Genomic DNA, 26,204 nt, shown 5'->3' with positions numbered 1-26,204 from the left:
GGAGAGGGCGGTGCGACTAGCCTCGGCGGACATGGCGCGACTTCATCTTTTCGACCTCGACGGAACACTGCTGCATGGAAGTTCAGCACCGGTGGAGATCTCACGGCAGCTCGGACTGGAGGCCGAGACCGTGGCGCTCGACCAGGAGATCGCCGCGGGGCACATAGGCCCTCCCGAGTACGCGGCGCGGGTGCACGCTCTGTGGACGGAGCTCACGGACGTACATGTGACCGCGGCCTTCGAGAGCGCGCCGTGGCTGTCCGGCATTGAGGATGTCTGGGCGGAGATCCGGGGCGATGGCGACTACTGCGCCGTCATCTCGTTGTCGCCGTCCTTCTTCGTGGAACGGCTTACGGCCTGGGGAGCGCATGCGGCGTACGGCTCGCGCTTCCCGGACGTGCCCTTTACCGAGCCGGTGGATCCGGCGGGGATTCTCAGTGCTGCGGCCAAAGTGCAGATCGCGGACCGGCTCTGTGAAGAATTCGGGGTGAGTCGGGCCGACTGCGTGGCCTATGGCGACTCACTGTCGGACAAGGATCTGTTCGGCGCTGTACCGGTATCCGTGGCGGTCAACGCGGATCTCCATCTGACGGGGCTGGCCACCCACTCCTATGTGGGTCTGGATCTGTGGGATGCCTATGAATTGGTCCGTCGCGGCGGTAATTGATGCAATTGATGCTCAGCCCCCGCCAATTCGCGCTGAAGGAAGCGGGGACTTGTGCCCGGGGCGGCTGCCGGTAGGGTCGAGTCCGGTTCGCGTCCGCCGTGATGTACGCATGTCGCGCGGCGGCACGAGCGCAGGCCAATGCAGCCTAACGGGACGGAGAGATCGAAGACCCGCATTTTCCGTTATGCGGCCGGGCGTTGGGCCGGGATGGGACGCTGCGGTGAGAGCACTGCGGTCAATGTCACATTCTCGCCTACTTGTCCGTACGGAGCGGGAATCCGGGTTCAATGTGGCCGCATTGACCGACGGGGACTGAACCGGGAAAGAAAGCTAGCCGTCTGCGGGGGAAAGCAGGCATCTTCCGACCGCGGAGGTGCGCAGACCGACCGAAAGATGTTCGAGGCGAGGCACACCCATGGACGCTCCGACCACCACGTCGGCCGACAACGGCACTTCCGGCGGCAACGGCGGGGGCGGCTGGTTCACGCCGCGCAAGGATCCGGCACCGACGCCCGCCGGCGGGGAGCAGGAGGCGGAGGGGAGCCGTCTGGCCGGGCTGCGGCCGGTGGGGCGGCCGGCCGAGAGCAAGTCGACGGACGGGAGTCGCGCCGGGCGTGGTCCCGGGGCCGGCGAGAGCTCAGCCCCGCGGGAGCGAATACGGGCCGTCGAGCACTCGGAGACTGCTCACACCTCACGCCCTGAGGCTCCACCCGCCGCAGCGGCGCACCGTGAGCAGGTGCCCGAACCCGAAGCCGTACGACCCCAGGCGGCCCCGGCACGGCCCGAAGCCGTACGACCGCAGGCAGCCTCCACGCAGCCCGAACCCGGCCCTCTGCAGCCCAGGCACGGCTCTCCCCGGGCCGACCACGGGGCTGCGCAGGCCGACCACGGCTCTCCACGGCCCCAACCCGTCCCGGTGCAGCCCGCCCCCGCGCCGGAGCCGCGTGTGCCCGCCCAGAGCTCCGTGCCCACTCCCGAGGCTTCACCCGACGCCGTACTGATCCGCCGGACCATGGCCGAGGTCGGTTCCGTCGCCGACAAGGTCACGTCGTACTTCTACGCGCTGCTGTTCGTGCGTCACCCCGAACTGCGGTCGCTGTTCCCCGCAGCGATGGACACCCAGCGGGACCGGCTGCTCAAGGCGCTGCTGACGGCCGCCGAGCACATCGACAACACCGAGGTCCTCGTCGCGTACCTGCAGAACCTCGGCCGTGGACACCGTAAGTACGGCACCCGGCCCGAGCACTACCCGGCCGTCGGGGAGTGCCTGATCGGTTCGCTCAGCCGGTTCGCCTCGGCGATCTGGGACCCCGAGACCGAGGCGGCCTGGGTCCGCGCGTACACGACGATCTCCCAGGTCATGATCGACGCGGCGGCGACGGACGAACTGCGAGCCCCGGCCTGGTGGTACGCCGAAGTGGTCTCGCACGACCTCAGGACTCCGGACGTCGCGGTCATCACCGTCCGGCCCGATCAGCCGTACCCCTTCCTCGCCGGGCAATACACGAGCCTGGAGACGCCGTGGTGGCCCCGGATCTGGCGCCACTACTCGTTCGCCTCGGCGCCCCGCTCCGACGGGCTGCTGTCGTTCCATGTGAAGGCGGTTCCGGCGGGTTGGGTGTCCAACGCTCTGGTGCATCGCGCCCGGCCCGGCGACACCGTCCGCCTCGGCCCGCCGGCCGGTTCGATGACCGTCGACCACACCACCGACAGCGGACTGCTCTGTGTGGGCGGCGGCACCGGCATAGCGCCCATCAAGGCGCTGGTCGAGGATGTCGCCGAACACGGGGAGCGGCGCCCGGTCGAGGTCTTCTACGGCGCCCGTACCGATCATGATCTGTACGACATCGACACGATGCTGCGGCTTCAGCAGAGTCACCCGTGGCTCGCGGTACGCCCGGTCGTCGACAGGCAGGCCCATCTGCAACTGCCCGATGCCATACGTGAGTACGGGCCCTGGAACGAGTACGACGCCTATCTCTCGGGTCCGCCAGGGATGATCCGCAGCGGGGTGGACGCCCTCAGGGATGTCGGTATCCCGTCGGACCGCATACGCCACGACTCGGTGGAGGAACTCGTCGCGGCCGGGGACTGACCGGGCCCGCATCGGCCGAGCGTCAGCCCAGATCCGGCGCGTGCATCGCCCGTACGCCCTCGATGTTCCCGTCGAGGTAGTGCCGCAGGGACAGCGGTACGAGGTGGACGGAGGCGATGCCGACGCGGGTGAAGGGAACCCGCACGATCTCGTACTCGCCGCAGGGTTCGTCCATTTCGGGGCCGTGCCGCAGCGCGGGATCCATGGACTCCAGGTGGCAGACGAAGAAGTGCTGCACTTTCACGCCGGTCGCGCCGCCGTCGTCGCCGATGTGCTCGACGGTGTCGACGAAGCAGGGCACCACATCGATGACCTTGGCGCCGAGTTCCTCGTGCACTTCACGGTGGAGCGCGTCGACGACAGTCGTGTCCTCCGGTTCGACCCCGCCACCCGGTGTGAGCCAGTAGGGGTCGACGCCGGGCTTGGTGCGCTTGATGAGAATCAGGTCGTCGCCATCGAGCAGGATGGCCCGGGCGGTGCGCTTGACCACGGGTCGGACGGTCATGGGAGGAATGTGGCCCGGTTGGTTCCACGTGAAACATCGTGAAGCCGCGAAGACGTCAGGAGAGGGCTCAGAAAGGGCCCGAGGAAGGGCCTCACGACCAGTCGGCCGCAGCGCGAAGGAGCCACTCGTGCGCCCGTGCGATGTGCGGCATGGCCAGAGTGCCGGTGCGGACCACCAGAAAGTACGTACGTAGCGGGGGCACCGCCGGATCGAGGAGTGCCACGACATCGCCACGTTCCAGGGCGGCGGCGCACAGATACCGGGGCAGCACGGTGAGGCCCGCTCCAGAGGCGGCGCAGGCCAGCACCGCGCGGAGGTCGGGCACGACGACGGTGCCGGAGGCTGCCGGGCGGCAGTCGAAGACGGAGGCCCAGTAGCGGGCGACGAGCGGCAGGGACTCGTGTACCTCGACGACGGGGAAGTTCTCCAGCGCGTGGGCGCCCTTGCGGCGCAGCTTGCCCGGTCCGATGCGGTCGGCCCAGCGTGGGGCGGCGACCAGGACGTGTTCCTCGTCGCAGAGCGGAGTCGCGGTGAGCAGCGCGCCGCGCGGTTGGGCTGTGGTGATGGCCAGATCATGGTGTCCGGCGGCGAGCCCCTCCAGCGTCTCCTCGGTGTTGCCGAAGGAGGCGCGCAGCGCGAATCCCTGGCCGTCGTCGCCCGTCAGTTCCGTCAGCGCGGGCAGGGCCCGTTCGCAGGTGAACTCCGGCGGCCCGGCGAGGTGCAGGGTGCGTAAGGAGGAGTCCTCGTCGAGCCCGGTCTCGGCGATCTCCACCAGGGCATCGAGATGTGGTGCGGCCTTGTGGGCGAGCTCGTCGCCGATGGTCGTGGGGGTCACCCCGCGGGCCTGACGCAGAAAGAGCGGCCTCCCCAACTGCCGCTCCAGCGCGCGGATCTGTGAGGTGACGGCCGGCTGCGAGAGCCCGAGCAGCGCGGCGGCGCGGGTGAAGGAACCGGCCCGGTGCACGGTCACAAACGTGCGCAGCAGCGCCAGATCCATGGTGCCCCTCCCCTCCCACCACTCCCGACCGAGGCCTAACTATAAATAAGTCGATAGGTCGCTGTCGCTACTGTGATTGGACACTGACACAGAGTCAACTAGCCTTGTTCGCGCGGTTCTTCGCGCGCAGAACCGGGACGGTCCGAGCCACGAGGGGGGAGGCTCGGACCGTCCGTTGCACGTAGCGAGGTACAAGACCGGCAGGCCGGACGGGCAGGGCCGACTGCTTACCGGCTGCTCGGGAAGTATCCGCTCCGCGGACGGGTGAGGCTCAGTCCTCGGACTCGTCGAGTGCCCGCAGCACGTCCGCCACCAAGTCCTCGGGATCCTCCGCGCCGGCGGAGAAACGGATGAAGCCCTCGGGCACCGCGTCACCGCCCCACCGTCCGCGCCGTTCGGCCGTGGAACGCACTCCGCCGAAGCTCGTCGCGTCGTCCACCAGCCGCAGCGCGTCGAGAAAACGATCGGCACGCGCGCGCGTGGGCAGCGTGAAGGACACCACGCACCCGAAGCGCCGCATCTGCTGCACCGCGATCTTGTGCGAGGGGTCGTCGGGCAGCCCCGGATAGCGCAGCCCGGTCACCTCGGACCGGTTCCGCAGCGCCTCGGCGATCGTCAGGGCGTTGGCGGTCTGCCGGTCGGCGCGCAGCTGGAGCGTGGCGAGCGAGCGATGCGCGAGCCAGGCCTCCATGGGCCCGGGGATCGCGCCGACCACCTTCCGCCAGCGCCGCACGGGGGCCATCAGAGCGGCGTCGCGCCCGGTGACGTATCCCAGGAGGATGTCGCCGTGCCCGGTGAGCATCTTGGTGCCGCTGGCCACGGAGAAGTCGGCGCCCAGCTCCAACGGGCGCTGCCCGAGCGGAGTGGCCAGCGTGTTGTCGACGGCGACGAGGGTGCCCTGCGCGTGTGCCGCCGCGACGAGCCGTCGTACGTCGCACACGTCGAGCCCCGGGTTCGACGGGGTCTCGAGCAACAGCAGTTTCGCGCCGTCGAGTACGTCGAGCTGGGCGTCGCCGGCGGTCGGGGCGGTGCGCACCTCGATGCCGTACGCGGTCAGCTGCTCGCGCACCAGCGGCAGCACCTGGTAGCCGTCGTCGGGCAGTACCACGATGTCGCCGGCTCGCAGCTGCGAGAAGAGCGTTGCCGAGATGGCGGCCATGCCCGAGGGGAAGGCGAGCGTCTCGATGCCGTCCTGACCGGGGGCTTCCAACTCGCCGATGGCGCGTTCCAGGAGTGTCCAGGTCGGGTTGTCGTCGCGGCCGTAGGTGTACGGGCCCGTGGGCTCTCCCGGCAGATGGAAGTGCGCGGCGAAGACCGGGCCCGGGAGCGTCGGCTCGTACTTGACGGGTTCGGGCAGCCCGGCCCGCACCGCGCGTGTACCGTCGCCGCTTTCCGTAACGAACTCTCCTGACGTCATGCCGCTCGTCCCTCCACTTGCTCCTGCACGGTGGCGAGCAGCCCGCGGCTCGCCGCCTCCACCATCTCAAGACACTCCTCGAAGTCGTCCATACGTCCGTAATACGGATCGGGAACGTCCAGGTCGGAGCCGGTGGCAGGGTCGTAGGAACGCAGCAGGTGGACCTTCTCGGCGTCCTGAGGAGTGGGCGCGAGCTGACGCAGGGCCCTGAGATGGCCGGAGTCGAGGGCGATGACGAGGTCGAGGCGGGCGAACCATGAGGCCTGGAACTGCCGGGCGCTATGGTCTCCGTCGTAGCCGTTCGCCTCCAGCACGGCGACGGTGCGCGGGTCGGCGCCGTCGCCTTCGTGCCAGCCGCCCGTGCCCGCGCTGTCGACCTCGACCAGGCCGTCGAGCCCGGCCTCCGATATGCGGGCGCGGAAGACGGACTCGGCCATCGGGGAGCGGCAGATGTTGCCGGTGCAGACGAAGCAGACGGAAAAGGTCATCGGGTGCACTCAGTCCTTGCCGTCGGGCAGGACGACGTTGAGCGCCCAGGACACGATCGAGATGATCAGGCCGCCCAGGACGGCGGTCCAGAAGCCGTCGACGTGGAAACTCAGGTCGAGCTTGTCGGCCAGCCATGAGGTGAGCAGCAGCATCAGGGCATTGACCACCAGGGTGATCAGGCCGAGCGTGAGGATGAAGAGCGGGAAGGTCAGCACCTTCACGACCGGCTTGACCAGGAAGTTCACCAGGCCGAACACCAGTGCCACAAGCAGCAGTGTGCCGATCTTCTTCCAGGTGTTGTCACCGGTCAGGGTGATCTTGTCGAGCACCCAGACGGCGATGGCGAGAGCTCCCGCGTTGGCGATCGTCTTGACTACGAAATTCTTCATGTGTCTGATCGTGGCAGAAGAGATCGACTGACGAGCGCGGCTGTGGACAGAGCAGACGTCGTACGAGAGCGGACGAGGGCGATGAAGGCATTCCGGTTGGATGAACTGGAGGCGGAACGCGCCGCCAACGATGGCGCCTACCTGCAGTTTCTGCGCGAGCGGAACATGTCGGTCGGCCTCTACGCGCTCGACGCGGGGGACCAGGACCCGCAGCGGCCGCACCAGCAGGACGAGGTGTACTTCATCGTGAGCGGACGTGCCTCGATCACGGTCGGCCTGGAGACCACGCAGGTGGCGCGCGGCAGCGTCGTCTACGTACCCGCGGGGGTCGCCCACAAGTTCCATCACATCACCGAGGACCTGCGGGTTCTGGTGGTGTTCTCTCCGCCCGAGAGCTGACCTCCGTCTCAGGGTTCCCTAGGGGAACGGTCAGGGGGGAACAAGGGATGCGAGGCCTCCGTCCGGCCCCTCGCGGCCCTAGCATCGAGTGCGAGACATCAGAGAACCCGGAATCAGTGCCCCGGACTTGGGGCGACGGGCGGAGAGAGGCAAGGACAAGGGCGATGCGAGAGATCTTCAACGGGATGCCGTGGTGGGTGAAGTGGGTCGCGGTGCCGGTCATCGCCCTCGTGGTGTTCGGCGGCCTGATAGCGACCGTCGTCGGGTTCGTCATCGGTCTGCTCTTCAAGGCGCTGATCTTCGTCGCACTGGTCGGCGGACTGATCTACGTCGTGCGGAAGTTCACTACGAGCTCGTCGTCGCGCAGCGACTGGTGAGGCGTGAGTGACGCGTGAGCGGGCGAGTGATCGGTAACGGGTAAGCAATCGGTAACGGGTGAACCCGTAAAGGGAAGCCGAGGTTCCCTCGGGCGAGGGAAGTTTTCCGGCGGGGCCGTCTGCGAGCGGTGGCGGGCGGTTAAAGTCCGGAAGCTCGACGCGGGTCGACCCCGCGGGCAGCGCACACTTCCCTCCCGTGTCCCCCCGCACGGGCGGTTCCCCTCGCGCTCAGGGAGTACCCCTTGGCCACGGTTGACACCGCACCCGCAACCTCGCACGCTCCACCCGTCCAGCGGTCCGGCGCGCCCGCCGGGTCACGCGTCCCGCCGACCCAGCCACGTACGTCGCCCGCAGAGGCACACCTGGCACAGACTTCGCCGGCAGAGGCGCCCGGCGCAGGGACCCCGACCCCTGAGACAGACACTCCGCCAACGGCTACGCGCACCCCGCCCGGGGCCGCGCACGCTCTGCTCGCGGGGTCACGAACGCCCCCGGCAGAGGCCGCGCCCCTGGAAACCCACCCCACGACCCTCATCGGCTCCGTGCAGCGGGCGATGCGCCTCCTGGAGGCCGTCTCGGCCCGCGAGCACGGAGCGCCCGCCAAACAGCTGGCCCGGGAGGCAGGACTCGCGCTGCCGACGGCGTACCACCTGCTGCGCACTCTGGCCCACGAGGGCTATCTGCGCCGCGAGAAGGGGCTGTTCTTCCTCGGTGAGGCCGCCGAGCGGTTGAGTAGCAGCGGAGCCCAGCAGAAACGTCGCAGCACGATGAGCGACGCGCTCGCACACTGGCGCGATTCGATCGGTGTACCGGTGTACTACGCGACGTACCGCGACGGCGAGATCGAGATCATGTGCGTCGCCGACAGCCCGGGCAATCCCGCGGTCGAGGAGTGGGCCGATTTCCGCGAGACCGGGCACGCCCACGCGATCGGACAGTGCCTGTTGTCACAGCTGGACGAGAAGGCCCGGAGGGATCATCTCGACCGCTATCCAGTGCAGTCGATCACTCCGTACACGGTGCGTGACAGCGACAGCCTGCTGCGGCGCCTGGAGCGCATCGGCCGGATGGAGCCCGTGATCGAACGGCAGGAGTACGCGCTGGGCACGGTCTGCGCAGCGATTCCCATCACGGCCGGCACCACCGCATCGACCATGGCCATCTCCGTACCGTCGCACCAGGCCGACCGACTGCTCCCCGCCGCGCGCCGGTTGCAAGGCGAAATCGGCAGGCTGCTAGGGACACTCGCCATCTCTATCAGTATCTGAAAACTCACTCCTTGTGATCTGACGTGTACGTTGAGCAAGATTTCAGCAGTGTCAGGGGGACGATTCCTGGCCAGTCGACGGCAAACGACGGGGTAGGCGATGCGTGAGTCGGTGCAGGCAGAGGTCATGATGAGCTTCCTCGTGTCGGAGGAGCTCTCCTTCCGCATTCCGGTGGAGCTGCGATACGAGACCTGTGATCCGTATGCCGTGCGGCTGACCTTTCATTTGCCCGGCGACGCGCCCGTGACCTGGGCGTTCGGGCGGGAGTTGCTGGTCGACGGCGTGGGCCGCCCGTGTGGCGACGGTGATGTGCACATCGCGCCCGCCGACCCGGACGCGTTCGGTGAGGTGCTGATCCGGCTTCAAGTGGGCGGCGATCACGCGTTGTTCCGGTCCGGGGCGGCGCCGCTCGTGGCGTTCCTCGACCGCACGGACAAGCTCGTGCCGCTCGGGCAGGAGCGTTCCCTCGCGGACTTCGACACGCATCTCGACGAGGCGCTGGACCGCATCCTTGCGGAGGAGCAGAGCGCGGGCTGAAGCGCCTTCGATGCCCCCATGTGGAGTAACGCTTCCTCAAGTGGTCACGGTCTCGGGCACCTGAGCTCGGCACCAAGGGGCGGCGCCAGGGGACGGGGCAGTGACGGGGTCAAGTGGCCTGAGCGTCGGGCGACTTCAGTGCTTGCGGCGGCGGCCCTTCCCGCCCCGCACCGGCGTCCTGGCCCCCACCGGCTCCGCAGGGGCGGTGGGGGCCTCCGGTCGGCCGGCCGGAGCCCCGGGGCGGTCGGCGGAGACCACCAGGGCAGCCAGCAGCGTGGTGACCGGTACCGCGGCGACCAGGCCGATCGAGCCGACCAGGGTGCGCACGATCTCCTCGGCGACCAGTTCGCTGTTGGCGACCGTGCCCACGCTGCTCTCCGCGATCGAGAAGAGCAACAGCAGAGGCAGCGCCGCGCCCGCGTACGCCAGGACGAGCGTGTTGACGACCGAGGCGATGTGGTCGCGGCCGATGCGGATGCCCGCGCGGTACAGCCCGCGCCAGCCCATCGAAGGGTTCGCCTCGTGCAATTCCCAGACCGCGGAGGTCTGCGTCACCGTCACGTCGTCGAGCACACCGAGCGAACCGATGATGATGCCCGCGAGCAGCAGGCCGCTCATGTCGATGGACGGATACAGACCGTGGATCAGGCCGGTGTTGTCGTCCGTGTTCCCGGTGAGTGACGCCCAGTCGATGAACCCGGAGCCGAGCAGCCCGATCAGCAGCAGAGAGAGCAGTGTGCCGATCACCGCCACCGAGGTCCGGGCCGACAGTCCATGGCACATGTAGAGCGCGATCAGCATGATGGCGCTGGATCCGACGACCGCCACGACCAGCGGGTTCGAACCCTGCAGGATCGCGGGCAGGATGAAGAGCGTCAGGATCATGAAGCTGATGGCCAGCGCGATCAGCGCCATGACGCCGCGCATCCGCCCCACGACCACGACGATCAGGGCGAAGATCCCGGCGAGCACCGTCATCGGGATCCTGCGGTTCACGTCGCTGACCGAGTACTGCAAGTCCTTGGGCGCGGAGGGTTCGTACGCGACCACGACCTTCTGGCCCTCGTGCAACTGGCGTGACTGGTCCGGCTGGACGATCTCGGTGAACGTACGGCCCTTGTCGTTGCCGGTGTCGACCCGGATCGTCGCCTTCTTGCAGTCGCCCGTCGCCTGCTGCTGCGCGGAGGAGCCCTCGGCGGTGGACGTGTCGCCGGTCGGGGTCTCCCCCGAGGCGTTCACGGAGTCGCAGTCCACCTTGTCGACCTTGGTGACCGTGGCCTGCTGGGTCTGCCGGTCGAAACCGACGCCGGTGCGTTCGTGTGCCGGGGCGCCGCCCGGCCAGAGCACGACGAGTCCCACGACGACCGCGGCGGCGAAGGGGATCAGCACCGCGGCGATGACCTTGCGCAGATGCTTGGAGACGGGAGCGGCGGGGCCATGGCTGTGACTGTGCGAGTGGCCGTGGCCGTCGCCCGGTCCCTGCCCGCCACCGGACCCCTGCCCGCCGCCCGGCCTTTGACCGCCGCCGGGGCCTCCGCCACCGCCCGGACCGTGTCCGTGGCCGTCGCCGGGACCATGCCCGTGGGGCGGCTCGGACGGCGGAATCGGGGGCTGCTGCATCGTGGTCACCGACCGATCATCGCAAGAACGGACAGGGCCCACTGTTCAACGCGTCCGATGTGACGCTAGCGTGGAGGCACCTTTGCACACGCGGGAGCTCGGAGCACCGGGCTGAGAGGGCGCTGACCTTCGTCTCAGCGATGTTTCACATGAAACATCGGCAGACGGAAGCCGCTGCGTCGACCGCCGAACCTGTTACCGGGTAATGCCGGCGTAGGGAGTAGGTCTCATGACCAACAAGGACGCACGCACGCCTGCCTCCAGCCAGACGGACGGGGTTTCCGTACCGTCCCAGAACGGCGAGGCCGGGCAGTCCATCGGCTGGCACAAGGCGTATGTCGGGGGTTCGCGCCCCGACCTGCGCGTGCCGGTCCGTCAGGTGCACCTCACCAACGGACAGTCCGTCACGCTGTACGACACCTCCGGCCCGTACACCGATCCGACCGTCGAAACCGATGTACGCCGGGGTCTGGCGCCGCTGCGCGAGAACTGGATCATCGCCCGCGGTGACACAGAGGAGTACGCGGGCCGCCCGCTCCGTCCCGAGGACGACGGGATCAAGCACACCTCACCGCGCGGAGGCCTCCGCAACCTCGACGCGGTCTTCCCGGGGCGGCCGCGCCAGCCGCGCCGGGGCCGCTCAGGACTGGCCGTGACGCAGCTCGCGTACGCCCGTCGCGGGGAGATCACGCCCGAGATGGAGTTCGTGGCGGTCCGCGAGAACGTCGATGCCGAGGTCGTGCGCGAGGAGATCGCCGCCGGTCGCGCGGTGCTGCCCGTGAACGTCAACCACCCGGAGATCGAGCCGATGATCATCGGCAAGCGGTTCCTGGTGAAGGTCAACGCCAACATCGGCAACTCCGCGGTCACCTCCTCGATCGAGGAGGAGGTGGACAAGATGACCTGGGCCACGAAGTGGGGCGCCGACACGGTCATGGACCTGTCCACCGGTCGCAACATCCACACCACCCGCGAGTGGGTGCTGCGCAACTCCCCCGTCCCCATCGGCACGGTTCCGCTCTACCAGGCGTTGGAGAAGGTGGACGGCCGCGCCGAGGAGCTGACCTGGGACATCTACAAGGACACGGTCATCGAGCAGGCCGAGCAGGGCGTGGACTACATGACGGTCCACGCGGGCGTGCGCCTGCCGTTCGTGCCGCTCACCGCGAACCGCAAGACCGGCATCGTGTCGCGCGGCGGCTCGATCATGGCGGCATGGTGCCTGGCGCACCACCAGGAGAGCTTCCTCTACGAGAACTTCGAGGAGCTCTGCGAGATCCTCGCGGCGTACGACGTCACGTACTCGCTCGGCGACGGGCTGCGGCCCGGGTCGATCGCGGACGCCAACGACGCCGCACAGTTCGCGGAGTTGAGGACACTCGGGGAACTCAACACGATCGCGAAGCGTTTCAATGTTCAGACCATGATCGAAGGCCCGGGACATGTCCCGATGCACAAGATCAAGGAGAACATCGACCTTCAGCAGGAGATCTGTGATGAAGCTCCGTTCTATACGCTCGGCCCGCTGACGACGGACGTCGCGCCTGCGTACGACCACATCACCTCCGGTATCGGTGCCGCGATGATCGCCTGGTGGGGCACGGCCATGCTCTGCTACGTCACGCCCAAGGAGCACTTGGGCCTGCCCAACCGTGACGACGTCAAGACCGGCGTCATCACCTACAAGATCGCCGCCCACGCAGCCGACCTCGCCAAGGGACACCCAGGCGCGCAGGTCTGGGACGACGCGCTGTCCGACGCCCGCTTCGAGTTCCGGTGGGAGGACCAGTTCAACCTGGCCCTCGACCCGGACACGGCACGGGAGTTCCACGACGAGACACTGCCGGCCGAACCGGCCAAGACGGCCCACTTCTGCTCCATGTGCGGGCCGAAGTTCTGCTCCATGAAGATCTCGCATGACATCCGACGCGAGCACGGAGGCACGCAGACGGAGATCGAGGAGGGTATGGCTCAGAAGTCCAAGGAGTTCGCCGCCGCCGGTAATCGGGTCTATCTGCCGTTGGCGGACTGAGGTCGCGGGTACGAGGGGCGTGGTGACCGGGGTCGTCCGATGCGCGGAGTTGTGCGCGTATGTGTATCGGACGGCTCCGGGGGCGGGTTCTCTCGGCAGACTGGGCGTATGACATCCACATCCATGAGCAAGGGTGCCAATCTTCCCGTCGATGCCGGGGCCGTACACGTGGTGCTCGGCTGGTCCGGAGGGTCCGGTGCGCCGGACGCCGATGCCTCCGCGCTGCTGCTCGGTGCGGGTGGACGGGTGCGGGACGACGGGGACTTCGTCTTCTACAACCAGCCGCAGCACGCCTCCCGGGCCGTACGTCATCTCGGGAAGCGGCAGGACGCCGGTGCCACGACGGACACGGTCGAGGTGGACCTGCGTGCCTTGGAGCCGGACATCGAGCGGGTCGTCCTGTGCGCCTCGGCCGACGGGGGCACCTTCGGTGAGTTGTCCGGGCTGACGCTGAGGCTGCTCGACGCCGGGACGCGGGACGAGCTCGCGTACTTCGAGATGGAGGCCACGACGGAGACGGCGTTCATCGGTGGTGAGCTGTATCTGCGGGGCGGTCGGTGGAAGTTCCGCGCGGTCGGACAGGGGTATGCGTCCGGGCTCGCGGGCCTGGCCACCGACTTCGGGATCAGTGTGGACGAGGAGCCGGACGCCGCCGTAGCCTCGCCGACCGTCGCTTCGGCGGCCACTCCGGCTTCCGCCTCAATGGCCACGCCGACGGCGGCTCCCCGGCCCGTGCCTTCGGCAACGCCCGCAGCAGCCCCCGGGCCCGTGCCCGCGCCGCAGAGCCCTCGTCTCACCAAGAGCGAGGAGCAGCTGCCCCTGGACATGCGCAAGCGGCTCTCCCTGCGCAAGGAGCAGGTGGCCGTCAGTCTGAAGAAGCACGGTGCGGTGGGGGTCAGGGCGCGCGTGGTTCTGGTCCTTGACGCCTCCGGATCCATGTCCGGGCTGTACTACAAGGGCGTTGTGGCCGACGTGGTGGAGCGGATGGTCGCGGTCGCCGCGGAGTTGGACGACGACGGAGTGATGCAGGCATGGACGTTCGCGTCCAACGCCGCCCGGCTGCCGGATCTGAGCCCGGGGGAACTGCCGGAGTGGCTGGAGCTTCATGTCCGGGTCGGGGAACTGACCCTGTTCCGGCGGAAGAAGGCGCGCAAGGGTCTGAAACCGGGGCAGGTGGACATGCGGGCGGTCGGCATCCAGAACGAGGAGCAGAAGGTGATCGCCGAGGTCCGTTCGTACGTCCGTGAGCACCCGGCCGCAGATCCCACGCTGGTGCTGTTCTTCTCCGACGGCGGTGTCTACCGCAACAAGGAGATCGAGAAGGAGCTGCGGGAGTCGGTGGAGGAGCCGGTCTTCTGGCAGTTCGTGGGATTGGGCCGGTCCAACTACGGCGTGCTGGAGCGGTTCGACCAGCTTCCGGGCAGGCGCGTCGACAACGTGGGCTTCTTCGCCGTCGACGACATCGCAGGCCTCCCTGACCCGGAGTTGTACGACCGGCTGCTGTCCCAGTTCCCGGCCTGGGTGACCGCGGCACGGCAGCTGGGGATCATCATCTGACCCGCCGTCGCGTGGGAGCGTACGCAGCCCGCCAGCCGGGTCCGCTAGCCGCCAGCCCGGAGCCGGGCCCGCACCGATGTGGCGCGAGCACGGCTCCCCGTCACGTGACCGTCCCGGATGTCGGCGTACCGGGGGTCACTCCGGCTGGTGTTCAGGCCCTCCGAAGTCCGGGCTCGAGAAGTCCGGGCTGCTGTAGCTGGGCCGTGGCCCTGCCGCCGGGCCGCCGTCGGGGCTGCTGAACCCCGGCCGGTTGTAGCCGAGTTGCGGCATGCGGCTGATCGGCGCAGGGGATGTACGACCCATTGCCGCCGCGCCCGGATCCGCGAGTGCCTCCCTGAGGAACGGCAGGATGCCGCGCGCCAGCAGGGCATCGCGCCAGGCTTCCCTGGCCCGGGCGACCTGTTCGTCGAGTTCGCCGCGCGCTCCGGCCTGGAGCGAGGACGAACCGTTGCGCAGGGCCGTGAGAAGCAGTCCGACCGCGGCGACCAGAATCGCGGCCGCCGTGACCGCGCCGAAGACCCACCCGGTGGTGAGGAGGGTCTTGGCGAACGCCGGCTCGGGGTCGAGCATCTTCAGGATGTACCCCACGAGCAGGAAGATCGCCGCGGCTGTGCCGGCGAGGACGGGGGCGAGCACCGCGACGACGGCGATGGCGCCGGCTCCGGCTGTCTCGGTGACCTCCCCCACGGTGGCGGCGAGCCCCATCGCGCTCGAGCCCGGCTCCGCGGAGCCGGCTTCCTTGCGAACGGGCGGGGTGGTCGGCGCCGGATGGCGCAGTTCCTCACGGACCTTCACGTAGTGCTGGTACTCGGCTGTCGCGGCCGCCGTGATGAGCGCGGTGGCGTTGAGTGCCATGGTGCGCAGTTGTTCCGGGTTGAGCCGCTGGCCGACAGCGGCGAGTTCCGGGCGGTGTGGTGCGGAGCGCAGCGCCTCATCGAGGATCCGCTCGTATTCCTGGCGGTCCTCGCTCAGCAGGTGCTGCGGAACGCTGTTCATCTGCATCCCCCGATGCTCCGTAGGGCTGATGGCTCGCACGCTGACGAGCCGTTGGGCAGAAACGGAGGGGAGCCTGCTACGGATAGTCCGATGGTAGAGCGGTGACGGCACGCCGTGACAGGGGGTTTCCAGAAATTGCCCCCTGGCCAGCGCAGTCCTCCGTGGGGGGACGCCTGCCCGTTGAACCCTCAGTTATCCAATGGCAGTTGCTGGACCAGCAGTTTTCCGGCCATGGTCACGCCGCCGTCCATCGCGATGGCCAGTCCGTCGGCGTAGAGATGCGGCCCGTCGACGACGGGGCCCGTACTGTCTTCGCCGTCCTCCGAGCCCACTTCGCCGAGCAGGTACGGGATGGGGCTGTGGCCATGGACGATGCGCGTGCCGCCGTATGCGTCCAGCAGGGAGCGTACGGCCTCGGCGCCGCCGTCGTCGCGGAAGGCGAAGCGCTTGGTGAACTTGCGGAACAGGTCCCAGCACTCGTCCGCGTCATTGCGGGTGAGGGTTTCGCGGATGGTGTCGTTGACCGCTTCGATGGAATCGCCGTAGTCGAGATAGGCGGTGGTGTCGGAGTGCACCAGGAGGTGTCCGTCGACCTGCTCCATGGCGTCGAGGCGGGCCATCCACTGCAGATGGTGGTCCTGGAGACGGTCCATGTCGGTCTTCTGGCCGCCGTTGAGCAGCCAGGCGGCCTGGAAGGTGGCGGTGCCCGCGCCGGAGTTGACGGGGGTGTCGGCGAAGCGCTTGGCGCCGAGCAGCAGCAGCTCGTGGTTGCCCATGAGCGCCTTGCAGTAGCCGCCGGCCGCGGCCGCCTCGGCGGACAGCCGCATCACCAGGTCGATCACGCCGATGCCGTCGGGGCCGCGGTCGGTGAAGTCGCCGAGGAACCACAGGCGCGCGGTCCCGGCGGACCAGTCGCCCGCGGCGTCGATGAGGCCCTGCTCCTGGAGCGCGGCGACGAGCTGGTCGAGATAGCCGTGCACATCACCCACGACGTACAGCGGCCCGGGTCCGTCGTCGGCCTCCGGAGCGGCGGGGTCGACGGTGACCTGAACCGTGTCACCCCGGTTGATGACCGGCAGATCACGTCGCGTCGGCGTGTAGCCCTCGGGCTCCTCGGCGGGTCCCGCACCCTCGTCGGGTGGCGTGTTCTGTGCGTACGGACCGGCCTCGTGGACGTACGCGGGCACCCGGAAGTCGCGCAACGTCGCCGCCCGCGCCAGCTCGGGTCCCTGACCGGCCCCCTGAGTCATCGACCCCTCCACCACCATCGCGCCGCATCTGCACCGGATCGGACTGCCTGGTCGCAGCGGCCCGCGGTGTCGTGGGCCCATCATAGGAATGCGGATCGCGCCATGTGATGACCCAGGGGTGGTGAATCGGGGCAGGAGCCCAGTTCACCGGGGTTTTTGCCCGAATTGGGCGGGGCTTTCCCCGCCCTTTCTTTACCGGGCGTCAACCTTTCTCGGGTGATCGGGGCGGACTCACCGTCGTACGCGGCGGACGGCGTTCGGAGGAGGTCCGCACGATCAGCTCGGTCGGTATCACCTGCTCGACCGGTTGGTCCGATTCGACCCCCTCGATCGCGTCGATGAGGAGCTGGACCACCGCTGTGCCGATTCGGCGCGGTTTGAGCGAGAGTGTGGTGACCGGCGGCTCGGTGTTCGCGTAGACGGTGGACTCGCTGCAGCAGACGAGGAGCAGGTCGTCCGGTACGCGCAGGCCGTAGCGTCTGGCCGCGGCCAGCAGGTCGGTGCCGTTCGGGTCGAAGAGCCCGTAGACGGCGTCGGGCCGGTCGGGGCGGGCGAGCAGCCGGTCGGCGGCGACGGCTCCCGCGCACGGATCATGCGCCGGGTAGGCCTCGTACACCGGATCCTGGCCCACGCGCTCGCACCAGCGCAGGTATGCGGTGGTGGAGAGGTGGGTGTACGTGTCGGTGGTGGTGCCGGTGAGGAGGCCGATCCGGCGGGCTCCGGCGTCGGCCAGGTGGTCGAGGATGCCCAGGACGGCGGCCTCGTGGTCGTTGTCCACCCAGGCGGTGACCGGCAGTGAGCCGGCCGGGCGGCCGTCGGAGACGACCGGTAAGCCCTGGCGGACCAGCTCGCTGACGACCGGGTCGTGGTCGGACGGGTCGATGACCACGGTTCCGTCCAGGGCGACGTTGGACCACACGTCGTGGCGCGAGGTCGCGGGGAGGATGACCAGGGCGTAGCCCCGGGCCAGCGCGGCCGATGTGGCGGCTCTGGCCATCTCCGCGAAGTACGCGAACTCGGTGAAGGTGAAAGGTTCATCCCCGTACGTCGTCACGGTCAGGCCGATGAGGCCCGACTTGCCGGTACGGAGGGTTCGGGCCGCGGCCGACGGGCGGTAGCCCAGCCGGTCGGCGACCTCGCGGACATGGCGTCGGGTGGCGTCCGGGAGCCGGCCCTTGCCGTTGAGGGCGTCGGAGACGGTCGTGATGGACACTCCGGCGGCTGCGGCCACATCTCTGATGCCCGCCCGTCCCGGCCGACCGCCGCGGCGGGTTGTCTCCGCCCGGCTCACCTGGTGCTTCCCTGCTGCTGTCATGGCGAGCCGATAGTAGGGCTCATGCGGTGGGGTAGTGCGGACGCATATGCACTCGTTGACAGGCACGTTTCTGCATGGTCGACATGGGTCAACTGCCTTGGAAATAAAGGTAGTTGAGCGATCCAATGGCAGGACGTGACTTGTCGGCGCGCATGAGCCTGCCAAGAGGCCCATGTTTCGAAGAGGTCTCAACTCACCTTCACGAGCGATGCGCGCTACGGCGTGAGCCACCGGCGCGCAGCGGTGAGAGCAGCGCGCCCCCCATTTCGTACACCTTCGTACGGGATGATCACCGGGGCCGTCCGCGGTGGCGAGGTGGTTGTCCACAGGCCATTCGCAGTGGCGCCGAATCCTCATAAGGTGAGAAGCATTGGTAGCCGGTGGTGGTCATGAGCCGGCGGTGGTCGCGAGGAGGACTGCGGTGAGCGAGACGAGCCCCAAGCTGCGTGCCGAGCTGGAGGGTATCCCCACCTACAAGCCCGGCAAGCCTGCCGCGCCCGGTGGTGCGGTGGCGTACAAGCTGTCCTCCAACGAGAACCCGTATCCGCCGCTGCCCGGTGTGCTGGAGAGCGTGACCGCCGGGGCAGAATCCTTCAACCGCTACCCGGACATGGCGTGCACGGGGCTGATGAACGAGCTGTCCGACCGCTTCGGCGTCCCGCTCTCGGACCTGGCCACCGGCACCGGCTCCGTCGGGGTCGCGCAGCAGCTGGTGCAGGCCACCAGCGGCCCGGGCGACGAGATCATGTATGCCTGGCGGTCCTTCGAGGCGTATCCGATCATCGCGCAGATCAGCGGGGCGACCTCGGTACAGGTGCCGCTGACGCCGGGCGAGGTGCACGACCTGGACGCGATGGCGGACGCGATCACCGACCGGACCCGGCTGATCTTCGTCTGCAACCCCAACAACCCGACGGGGACCGTGGTGCGCCGGGCCGAGCTGGAGCGGTTCCTCGACCGGGTGCCGGGTGATGTGCTGGTGGTCCTGGACGAGGCGTACCGCGAGTTCATCCGTGACGCCGAGGTTCCGGACGGCGTCGCGATCTACCGGGAGCGGCCCAACGTCTGCGTGCTGCGCACCTTCTCCAAGGCATACGGGCTCGCGGGCCTGCGGGTCGGTTTCGCGATCGCCCATGAGCCGGTGGCGGCGGCGCTCCGCAAGACGGCGGTGCCCTTCGGCGTGAGCCAGCTCGCGCAGGACGCCGCGGTCGCCTCGCTGCGCGCCGAGGACGAACTGCTCGGCCGGGTCGGCTCGCTGGTGTCCGAGCGGGTGCGGGTGCTCGAGACGCTGCGCGGACAGGGCTGGACGGTGCCCGAGACGCAGGCCAACTTTGTGTGGCTGCGGCTGGGGGAGCGCACGCTCGACTTCGCCGCCGCCTGTGAGCAGGCCGGGGTCGTCGTGCGGCCCTTCGCCGGCGAAGGGGTCCGGGTGACGATCGGCGAGACCGAGGCGAACGACATCTTCCTCAAGGCGACGGAGGCGTTCCGCAAGGAGCTCTAGGGCATCAGGCGGTTCCTGGTCCTAGCCCTGGTCCTCCAGGAGTTCTACGCGTACGGGGTCCCCGTCGCGCACGGTGGCGAGCGTGCGGGGGTCGCCGTCGACGCTGCCCAGGACGTTGCATGGGCTCGCGAGGCGGCATTCGGTGCCCCGCGACGTCGGCGTGGGTCCGTAGGGGAGCGTGAGGGCGTCGCCGTCGGTACGGAGGCCACCGTGCCGGGCTCGGCGACCTGTTGGGCGCCGTCCTCGCGGGCGCCGGTGTCGACATGGACCTCCTCGCCCCAGGTGCGGGCGGTGGAGGTCAGCGGCAGCGCCTTGGCGAGGGCGCTCGAACTGGTCTGTCCATGTCGACAATGCGTCCGTGACCAGCGGATCCGCGCTTAAGCACCCCCACCTGTCAACCCTCGAACGGCCATGCGGCATACTTGCTTGTGAATGTGAACGCGTTCACAAGCGTGTCCCGGTTGCTCCCATGATGTGCGCGACAAAGGGGGCAAACTGCCGCTGTACCACGGCGAGTAAGGAGACTGACGACGTGGAATTGGCTTTGGCGCCGGAGACTCTGGCGCGATGGCAGTTCGGCATTACCACCGTCTACCACTTCCTCTTCGTCCCCCTGACGATCTCGCTCGCCGCACTCACGGCGATCCTGGAGACCGCCTGGGTGCGAACAGGCAAGGAGCACTACCTCAGGGCGACCAAGTTCTGGGGAAAGCTGTTCCTGATCAATATCGCCATGGGTGTCGTGACCGGCATCGTGCAGGAGTTCCAGTTCGGCATGAACTGGTCCGACTACTCGCGCTTCGTCGGTGACGTCTTCGGCGCCCCGCTCGCCTTCGAGGCGCTGATCGCCTTCTTCTTCGAGTCCACCTTCATCGGGCTGTGGATCTTCGGCTGGGACAAGCTGCCGAAGAAGATCCACCTCGCCTGCATCTGGATGGTCTCGATCGGCACGATCCTGTCGGCGTACTTCATCATGGCGGCCAACTCCTTCATGCAGCATCCGGTCGGCTACCGGATCGTGAAAAAGGCCGACGGCAGCACGCGGGCCGAACTCACCGACTTCCCCAAGGTGCTCTTCCAGGAGACGGCGCTCGTCAACTTCTGGCACGTCATCAGCGCCTCCATCCTGGTCGGCGGCGCCTTCGTGACCGGCATCGCCATCTTCCATCTCCGCAAGAAGCAGCACATCCGGACGATGCGGATGTCGCTGCGGCTCGGGTTGATCACCGCGCTCGTCGGCACGATCCTCACCGTCGTCAGCGCCGACACCCTCGGCAAGGTGATGTACGAGCAGCAGCCGATGAAGATGTCGGCCGCCGAAGCCCTGTGGGACGCGGAACAGCCCGCCCCCTTCTCGCTCTTCGCGTACGGCGATGTCGCGGAGGGCCACAACACGGTCGCCATAGAGATCCCGGGGCTGCTGTCCTTCCTTGCCAAGAACGACTTCAACGCCGAGATCCCCGGCATCAACGACATCAACAAGGCCGAGCAGGAGAAGTACGGGCCGGGCGACTATCGCCCCAACATCCCCACCGCCTACTGGTCGTACCGCTGGATGATCGGCTTCGGCGGGGTCTCGATGATCCTGTGCACCGTCGGCCTCTGGCTGACCAGGCGGAAGTTCTGGCTGGCAGCGGAACACCGCACCGGTGACGAGGACGTACCGAAGCTCATGCTCACCAAGCAGAGGGAGCTGACGCCGAAGCTGGGCGTGTGGTGGTGGCGACTGTCCCAGTGGACGCTGATCTTCCCGATCATCGGTATCTCCTGGGGCTGGATCTTCACCGAGACGGGACGTCAGCCCTGGGTGGTGTACGGCCTGTTGAAGACCAAGGACGCGGTCTCGCCGGGAGTCTCGCAGGGCGAGGTACTGGCCTCGCTGATCGTGTTCACCCTGATCTACGCGATCCTCGCGGTCGTCGAGGTGAAGCTGATGGTCAAGTACGTCAAGGCCGGACCGCCCGAGCTCACCGAGGCCGACCTCAACCCGCCCACGAAGATCGGCGGCGACTCCAGTGACGCCGACAAGCCGATGGCCTTCTCCTACTAGGCCCAGGGAGCTGCTGAGTCATGGAACTCCACGACGTCTGGTTCGTCCTCATCGCGGTCCTCTGGACCGGCTACTTCTTCCTGGAGGGCTTCGACTTCGGGGTCGGCATCCTCACCAAGCTGCTGGCCCGCGACCGCACCGAGAAGCGGGTCCTCATCAACACCATCGGACCCGTCTGGGACGGCAACGAGGTGTGGCTGCTCTCGGCGGGCGGCGCGACCTTCGCCGCCTTCCCCGAGTGGTACGCCACGCTCTTCTCCGGCTTCTATCTGCCGCTGCTGCTCATCCTGGTCTGCCTGATCGTGCGCGGTGTCGCCTTCGAGTACCGGGTGAAGCGGCCGGAGGAGAGCTGGCAGCGCAACTGGGAGAACGCGATCTTCTGGACTTCGCTGATCCCCGCGTTCATGTGGGGCGTGGCCTTCGGCAACATCGTGCGCGGCGTGAAGATCGACCAGCACTTCGAGTACGTGGGTGGCTTCTGGGACCTGCTCAACCCGTACGCGATCCTCGGTGGTCTGGTCACACTGACGCTGTTCACCTTCCACGGGACGGTGTTCGTCGGGCTCAAGACCGTCGGTGACATCCGGGAGAGGGCACGGAAGCTGGCGCTGCGACTCGGCCTGGTGACGGCCGTGCTGGCTCTTGCTTTCCTGATCTGGACCCAGATCGACAACGGTGACGGCAAGTCGCTGGTGGCGGTGATCGTGGCCGTGGTCTCGCTCGTCGCGGCTCTGGTGGCGGTCAACGCGGGTCGTGAGGGCTGGGCGTTCATGCTCTCGGGGCTCACGATCGTGGCGGCTGTCGCGATGCTCTTCCTGTCGCTCTTCCCGAACGTCATGCCGTCCTCGCTCAATGACGAGTGGAGCCTGACGGTCACCAACGCCTCGTCGAGCCCGTACACGTTGAAGATCATGACCTGGTGTGCGGGGATCGCGACGCCGATCGTCCTGCTCTACCAGTCGTGGACGTACTGGGTGTTCCGCAAGCGGATCGGTACGCAGCACATCGCCGCGGATGCCGCGCACTGAGTCCTCCGAAGCGCGCTGAGCCGGCTGAGCGTGCCGAGTCCGACTAACGGCATGTTTCACGTGAAACATGCCTGATGACCCAAGGGTGTGTTTCACGTGAAACCAATCGACCCGCGTCTGCTTCGGTACGCCCGCGCCACTCGCTTCTTTCTCGCGGCGGTTGTCGGTCTGGGGGTCGCCGGGGCGGCGCTGGTCATTGCCCAGGCGATGCTCATCGCCGAAGTGGTGGTCGGCGCCTTCCAGCACGGCTCTTCGGTCGCTGAACTCCGCATACCACTGGTCTTGTTGGTCCTGGTCGCGGTGGGGCGGGCCCTCGTCTCCTGGCTCACCGAGCTTGCCGCGCACCGGGCGAGCGCGGCGGTCAAGTCGGAGTTGCGGGGGCGGCTGCTGGAGCGGGCCGCGCTGCTCGGTCCCGGCTGGCTGAGCGGGCAGCGGACGGGCTCGCTGGTCGCCCTCGCCACCCGGGGAGTCGACGCGCTCGACGACTACTTCTCGCGTTATCTGCCGCAGTTGGGGCTCGCGGTGGTGGTCCCCGTGGCGGTGCTCGCGCGGATCGTCACCGAGGACTGGGTGTCGGCGGCCATCATCGCCGGCACGCTTCCGCTGATCCCCGTCTTCATGGTGCTGATCGGCTGGGCCACCCGGAGCCAGATGGACCGTCAGTGGCGGCTGCTGTCACGGCTTTCGGGACACTTCCTGGACGTCGTCGCGGGGCTGCCCACGCTCAAGGTGTTCGGACGGGCCAAGGCGCAGGCCGAGTCGATCCGGAAGATCACCGGCGAGTACCGGCAGGCGACCATGCGGACGCTGCGGATCGCCTTCCTGTCGTCCTTCGCGCTGGAACTGCTCGCCACGATCTCCGTCGCGCTGGTCGCGGTGACCATCGGGATGCGGCTCGTCCACGGCGAGATGGACCTGTACGTGGGGCTCGTCATCCTCGTTCTCGCGCCCGAGGCGTATCTGCCGCTGCGGCAGGTGGGAGTGCAGTACCACGCCGCCGCCGAGGGACTTTCGGCGGCGGAGGAGATCTTCGCCGTGCTGGAGACTCCGGTGCCCGCCTCCGGCTCGCTTCCCGTGCCCGAGGGTGAGATCGCCTTCGAGGGTGTGACCGTGCGGTACCCGGGGCGCTCCGGGGACGCGGTCTCGGACGTCTCCTTCTCGGTCGGGTCCGATGAGACGGTGGCGCTTGTCGGGCCGAGCGGTGTGGGCAAGTCGACGCTGCTGAACGTACTGCTGGGATTCGTGGAGCCCACCGAAGGACGGGTGCGGATCGGGGGAGTCGATCTCTCCGAGGTCGACCTGGCGGACTGGCGCTCGCGGGTCGCCTGGGTGCCGCAGCGGCCCCACCTGTACGCGCAGTCCATCGCCGAGAACGTACGGCTGGCGCGGCCTGACGCGGACGGCGCGGCGGTGCGGCGGGCGCTGGCCGACGCGGGCGCCGCCGGATTCGTCGACGAGTTGCCGAACGGGGCCGACACGGTGCTCGGTGAGGACGGTGCCGGGCTGTCGGCCGGCCAGCGTCAACGCCTCGCCCTGGCCCGGGCGTTCCTCGCGGACCGTCCGGTATTGCTCCTCGACGAGCCGACGGCCGCGCTGGACGGGGCGACGGAGACCGAGGTCGTGGAGGCGGTGCGGCGGCTCGCTGTGGGGCGGACGGTGCTGTTGGTGGTGCACCGGCCGGCGTTGTTGGGGGTGGCGGACCGGGTGGTGCGGCTGGAGCCCGGGGTGACCGTCCAGACGTCCGGGGTCGCCGGCCTGCAGCCTGGAGTGGCCGTTCAGACGTCCGGGGCAGTCGGCCTGCAGCCTGTGATGGCCGTCCCTGCGCCCGGGGTGCCCGAACCGGCATCCGGTTCCGTGTACGCCGGAGGCGCGCGGGAGATCCGGGAGGTTGAGCCCGGGAGCGCGCCCGCGCCGGCTGGGGACCGGTCGCACCTGTCCACGCGCGGGCGTGGAGGCGTGCTCGGTCGCGTCCGTGCCATGGCTGCTCCCCGGCGTGGGTCGCTCGCCCTCGCGCTCCTGTTGGGCAGTCTGGCGCTCGGGAGTGCCGTCGGGCTGATGGCCACCTCCGGGTGGCTCATCTCGCGGGCCTCTCAGCAGCCGCCGGTGATGTATTTGATGGTGGCCGTGACTGCGACCCGGGCGTTCGGGATCGGGCGGGCCGTGTTCCGGTACACGGAACGGCTCGTGTCGCACGACGCGGTGCTGCGGATGCTGGCCGACACCCGGGTCGCCGTGTACCGGCGTCTTGAACGGCTGGCGCCCGCGGGGCTGCGGACGACCCGGCGCGGTGATCTGCTGTCCCGGCTCGTCGCCGACGTGGACGCGGTGCAGGACTACTGGCTGCGGTGGCTGCTGCCCGTCGGAGCCGCGGTCCTCGTGTCCGCCGGCTCCGTCGGTTTCACCGCGTGGCTGCTGCCCGAGGCCGGTGCCGTTCTCGCCGTGGGGCTGCTGGCGGCCGGGGCCGGTGTGCCGCTGGTGACCGGCGCCGTGGCGCGTCGTGCGGAGCGACGGCTCGCACCGGCGCGAGGCGTCCTGGCGACTCGGGTGGCCGATCTGCTCACGGGAACGGCCGAGTTGACGGTCGCGGGTGCGCTGCCCGCCCGTACCGCCGAGACGCGGCGGGCCGACTCGGTCCTCACCCGTATCGCCTCCCGGGCCGCCACCGCGACCGCGCTCGGCGACGGGCTCACGGCGCTGGTGTCCGGGCTGACCGTGGCGGCCGCCGCCCTCGTGGGCGCCCAGGCGGTCGCCACCGGGCGACTGAGCGGCGTGGCGATGGCCGTCGTCGTCCTCACCCCGCTGGCCGCTTTCGAGGCCGTCCTCGGGCTGCCGCTAGCCGTCCAGCACCGGCAGCGGGTGCGCAAGAGCGCGGAGCGCGTGTACGAGGTGCTGGACGCCCCCGATCCCGTACGCGAACCGGAAGACCCGGCACAGGCACCCGCGTCCGCGTTCCCCCTGGTGCTCAAGGAACTGGGGGCCCGTCACACCGGACAGGACCGGGACGCGCTCGCCGGGCTCGACCTGACCCTCGAACAGGGGCGCAGGGTCGCCGTCGTGGGTCCCTCCGGGGCCGGCAAGACCACGCTCGCGCAAGTGCTGCTGCGGTTCCTGGACGCGGGGACGGGGACGTACACGCTGGGCGGTGTGGACGCGTACGAAATGGACGGGGACGCCGTACGCCGCCTGGTCGGGCTGTGTGCCCAGGACGCGCATCTCTTCGACAGCTCGGTGCGCGAGAACCTGCTGCTGGCCCGGAAGGACGCGACCAAGGCCGAACTGCGGGACGCGCTCGGGCGGGCCCGGCTCCTCGACTGGGCCGACGGGCTGCCCGACGGGCTCGACACGCTGATCGGCGAGCACGGGGCCCGGCTGTCCGGGGGCCAGCGCCAGCGTCTCGCGCTCGCCCGCTCACTGCTCGCCGACTTCCCCGTCCTCGTCCTCGACGAGCCCGCGGAACACCTCGACCTGCCGACTGCCGACGCCCTCACCGCCGATCTGGTGGCCGCGACCGAGGGCCGTACGACGCTGCTGATCACCCACCGTCTGGCCGGACTGGACGCGGTGGACGAGGTGATCGTGCTGGCGGAGGGCCGGGTGGCCCAACGGGGGCCGTACGCGGAGCTGGCGGCTGTCGAGGGTCCGTTGCGGGAGATGGTGGATCGGGAGGCGGCGGGGGATCTGCTGGTCGGTGCGGTGGTCCACTGAACGTGGCTCG

Annotated in this window: 21 protein-coding genes, 1 pseudogene and 1 riboswitch; of the genes and pseudogenes, 12 read left to right on the top strand and 10 right to left on the bottom strand. The window is 68.9% G+C overall.

Going from position 1 to position 26,204, the window contains the following annotated elements; translation table 11 throughout:
* Positions 1–31 precede the first annotated feature (31 nt).
* Both OG219_RS23750 and OG219_RS23745 read left to right on the top strand, forming a co-directional pair.
* Positions 32–667: an HAD family phosphatase gene (locus tag OG219_RS23750; protein WP_266829584.1), complete on the top strand. Its 636-nt coding sequence runs from the start codon at positions 32–34 to the stop codon at positions 665–667.
* Positions 668–1,082: 415 nt separating this feature from the next.
* Positions 1,083–2,762 (top strand): globin domain-containing protein, encoded by a 1,680-nt coding sequence (locus OG219_RS23745; RefSeq protein WP_266829582.1) that lies wholly within the window; start codon positions 1,083–1,085, stop codon positions 2,760–2,762.
* 22 nt (positions 2,763–2,784) lie between these two features.
* On the opposite strand, the gene OG219_RS23740 is transcribed toward OG219_RS23745, so the two are convergent.
* The 5 genes from OG219_RS23740 to OG219_RS23720 all read right to left on the bottom strand — a co-directional run bounded on the left by OG219_RS23740 (position 2,785) and on the right by OG219_RS23720 (position 6,559).
* Positions 2,785–3,267 carry an NUDIX domain-containing protein gene (locus tag OG219_RS23740; RefSeq protein WP_266829580.1) on the bottom strand — a complete coding sequence of 161 codons (483 nt, stop codon included), beginning with the start codon at positions 3,265–3,267 and terminating at the stop codon, positions 2,785–2,787.
* Positions 3,268–3,358: 91 nt separating this feature from the next.
* On the bottom strand, positions 3,359–4,264 hold the full coding sequence (locus tag OG219_RS23735; RefSeq protein WP_266829578.1) for a LysR family transcriptional regulator: 906 nt from the start codon (positions 4,262–4,264) through the stop codon (positions 3,359–3,361).
* Between the two features lie 271 nt (positions 4,265–4,535).
* On the bottom strand, positions 4,536–5,681 hold the full coding sequence (locus tag OG219_RS23730) for a cystathionine gamma-lyase (protein ID WP_266829576.1): 1,146 nt from the start codon (positions 5,679–5,681) through the stop codon (positions 4,536–4,538).
* Positions 5,678–6,169, bottom strand: a complete 492-nt coding sequence (locus OG219_RS23725) for a low molecular weight protein-tyrosine-phosphatase (protein WP_266829574.1) — start codon at positions 6,167–6,169, stop codon at positions 5,678–5,680. Before OG219_RS23725 ends, OG219_RS23730 begins: the two co-directional genes overlap by 4 nt.
* Positions 6,170–6,178: 9 nt before the next feature.
* The gene (locus OG219_RS23720) at positions 6,179–6,559 is read right to left on the bottom strand and encodes a phage holin family protein (protein ID WP_266829572.1); all 381 of its coding nucleotides are present in this window, start codon (positions 6,557–6,559) and stop codon (positions 6,179–6,181) included.
* Positions 6,560–6,640: 81 nt separating this feature from the next.
* Between OG219_RS23720 and OG219_RS23715 the strand changes: the two genes are divergently transcribed.
* The 4 genes from OG219_RS23715 (at position 6,641) to OG219_RS23700 (ending at position 9,140) form a co-directional block, all read left to right on the top strand.
* On the top strand, positions 6,641–6,958 hold the full coding sequence (locus tag OG219_RS23715) for a cupin domain-containing protein (protein WP_266458532.1): 318 nt from the start codon (positions 6,641–6,643) through the stop codon (positions 6,956–6,958).
* Positions 6,959–7,122: 164 nt separating this feature from the next.
* Positions 7,123–7,335, top strand: coding sequence for a DUF5326 family protein (locus OG219_RS23710; protein ID WP_266458534.1), 213 nt, complete (start codon positions 7,123–7,125; stop codon positions 7,333–7,335).
* 467 nt (positions 7,336–7,802) lie between these two features.
* Positions 7,803–8,603, top strand: a complete 801-nt coding sequence (locus OG219_RS23705; protein WP_266836206.1) for an IclR family transcriptional regulator — start codon at positions 7,803–7,805, stop codon at positions 8,601–8,603.
* Positions 8,604–8,702: 99 nt separating this feature from the next.
* Positions 8,703–9,140: an SsgA family sporulation/cell division regulator gene (locus OG219_RS23700; protein ID WP_266458537.1), complete on the top strand. Its 438-nt coding sequence runs from the start codon at positions 8,703–8,705 to the stop codon at positions 9,138–9,140.
* A 135-nt stretch (positions 9,141–9,275) separates the two neighbouring features.
* Here the strand turns inward: OG219_RS23700 and OG219_RS23695 are convergent, their stop codons facing one another.
* Positions 9,276–10,769 carry a YibE/F family protein gene (locus OG219_RS23695; RefSeq protein WP_266829569.1) on the bottom strand — a complete coding sequence of 498 codons (1,494 nt, stop codon included), beginning with the start codon at positions 10,767–10,769 and terminating at the stop codon, positions 9,276–9,278.
* Positions 10,770–10,840: 71 nt separating this feature from the next.
* A riboswitch (TPP riboswitch) is annotated at positions 10,841–10,997 on the top strand.
* Between OG219_RS23695 and thiC the strand changes: the two genes are divergently transcribed.
* Both thiC and OG219_RS23685 read left to right on the top strand, forming a co-directional pair.
* Positions 10,990–12,792, top strand: coding sequence for a phosphomethylpyrimidine synthase ThiC (thiC, locus tag OG219_RS23690; RefSeq protein ID WP_266829567.1), 1,803 nt, complete (start codon positions 10,990–10,992; stop codon positions 12,790–12,792). It overlaps the preceding riboswitch by 8 nt.
* A gap of 108 nt (positions 12,793–12,900) precedes the next feature.
* Positions 12,901–14,349 carry a VWA domain-containing protein gene (locus tag OG219_RS23685; RefSeq protein ID WP_266829565.1) on the top strand — a complete coding sequence of 483 codons (1,449 nt, stop codon included), beginning with the start codon at positions 12,901–12,903 and terminating at the stop codon, positions 14,347–14,349.
* Positions 14,350–14,484: 135 nt separating this feature from the next.
* Here the strand turns inward: OG219_RS23685 and OG219_RS23680 are convergent, their stop codons facing one another.
* From OG219_RS23680 to OG219_RS23670, 3 genes are all read right to left on the bottom strand, one after another.
* Complete coding sequence (locus tag OG219_RS23680) at positions 14,485–15,351, bottom strand: hypothetical protein (RefSeq protein ID WP_266829563.1); 867 nt, start codon at positions 15,349–15,351, stop codon at positions 14,485–14,487.
* 182 nt (positions 15,352–15,533) lie between these two features.
* Complete coding sequence (locus tag OG219_RS23675) at positions 15,534–16,610, bottom strand: metallophosphoesterase (RefSeq protein ID WP_266836205.1); 1,077 nt, start codon at positions 16,608–16,610, stop codon at positions 15,534–15,536.
* A 187-nt stretch (positions 16,611–16,797) separates the two neighbouring features.
* Positions 16,798–17,910 carry a LacI family DNA-binding transcriptional regulator gene (locus OG219_RS23670; protein WP_266829561.1) on the bottom strand — a complete coding sequence of 371 codons (1,113 nt, stop codon included), beginning with the start codon at positions 17,908–17,910 and terminating at the stop codon, positions 16,798–16,800.
* A 421-nt stretch (positions 17,911–18,331) separates the two neighbouring features.
* On the opposite strand from OG219_RS23670, the gene hisC reads away from it, so the two are divergent.
* Positions 18,332–19,411: a histidinol-phosphate transaminase gene (gene hisC / locus OG219_RS23665; protein ID WP_266829559.1), complete on the top strand. Its 1,080-nt coding sequence runs from the start codon at positions 18,332–18,334 to the stop codon at positions 19,409–19,411.
* Positions 19,412–19,432: 21 nt separating this feature from the next.
* Here the strand turns inward: hisC and OG219_RS23660 are convergent.
* A pseudogene (locus OG219_RS23660) lies at positions 19,433–19,782 on the bottom strand (cyclophilin-like family protein).
* 161 nt (positions 19,783–19,943) lie between these two features.
* Here OG219_RS23660 and OG219_RS23655 point away from each other — a divergent pair.
* The 3 genes from OG219_RS23655 to cydD all read left to right on the top strand — a co-directional run bounded on the left by OG219_RS23655 (position 19,944) and on the right by cydD (position 26,194).
* Positions 19,944–21,461, top strand: coding sequence for a cytochrome ubiquinol oxidase subunit I (locus tag OG219_RS23655; RefSeq protein WP_266829557.1), 1,518 nt, complete (start codon positions 19,944–19,946; stop codon positions 21,459–21,461).
* 20 nt (positions 21,462–21,481) lie between these two features.
* Positions 21,482–22,489 (top strand): cytochrome d ubiquinol oxidase subunit II, encoded by a 1,008-nt coding sequence (gene cydB / locus OG219_RS23650; protein ID WP_266829555.1) that lies wholly within the window; start codon positions 21,482–21,484, stop codon positions 22,487–22,489.
* 87 nt (positions 22,490–22,576) lie between these two features.
* Complete coding sequence (gene cydD, locus OG219_RS23645) at positions 22,577–26,194, top strand: thiol reductant ABC exporter subunit CydD (protein WP_266829553.1); 3,618 nt, start codon at positions 22,577–22,579, stop codon at positions 26,192–26,194.
* The last annotated feature ends 10 nt before the right edge of the window (positions 26,195–26,204 follow it).

The sequence above is a fragment of the Streptomyces sp. NBC_00038 genome, from assembly GCF_026343635.1.
Classification (GTDB): Bacteria; Actinomycetota; Actinomycetes; order Streptomycetales; family Streptomycetaceae; genus Streptomyces.
Note: the sequence above shows the minus strand (reverse complement) of the source record. Positions and strands in the feature narration are given on the sequence as shown.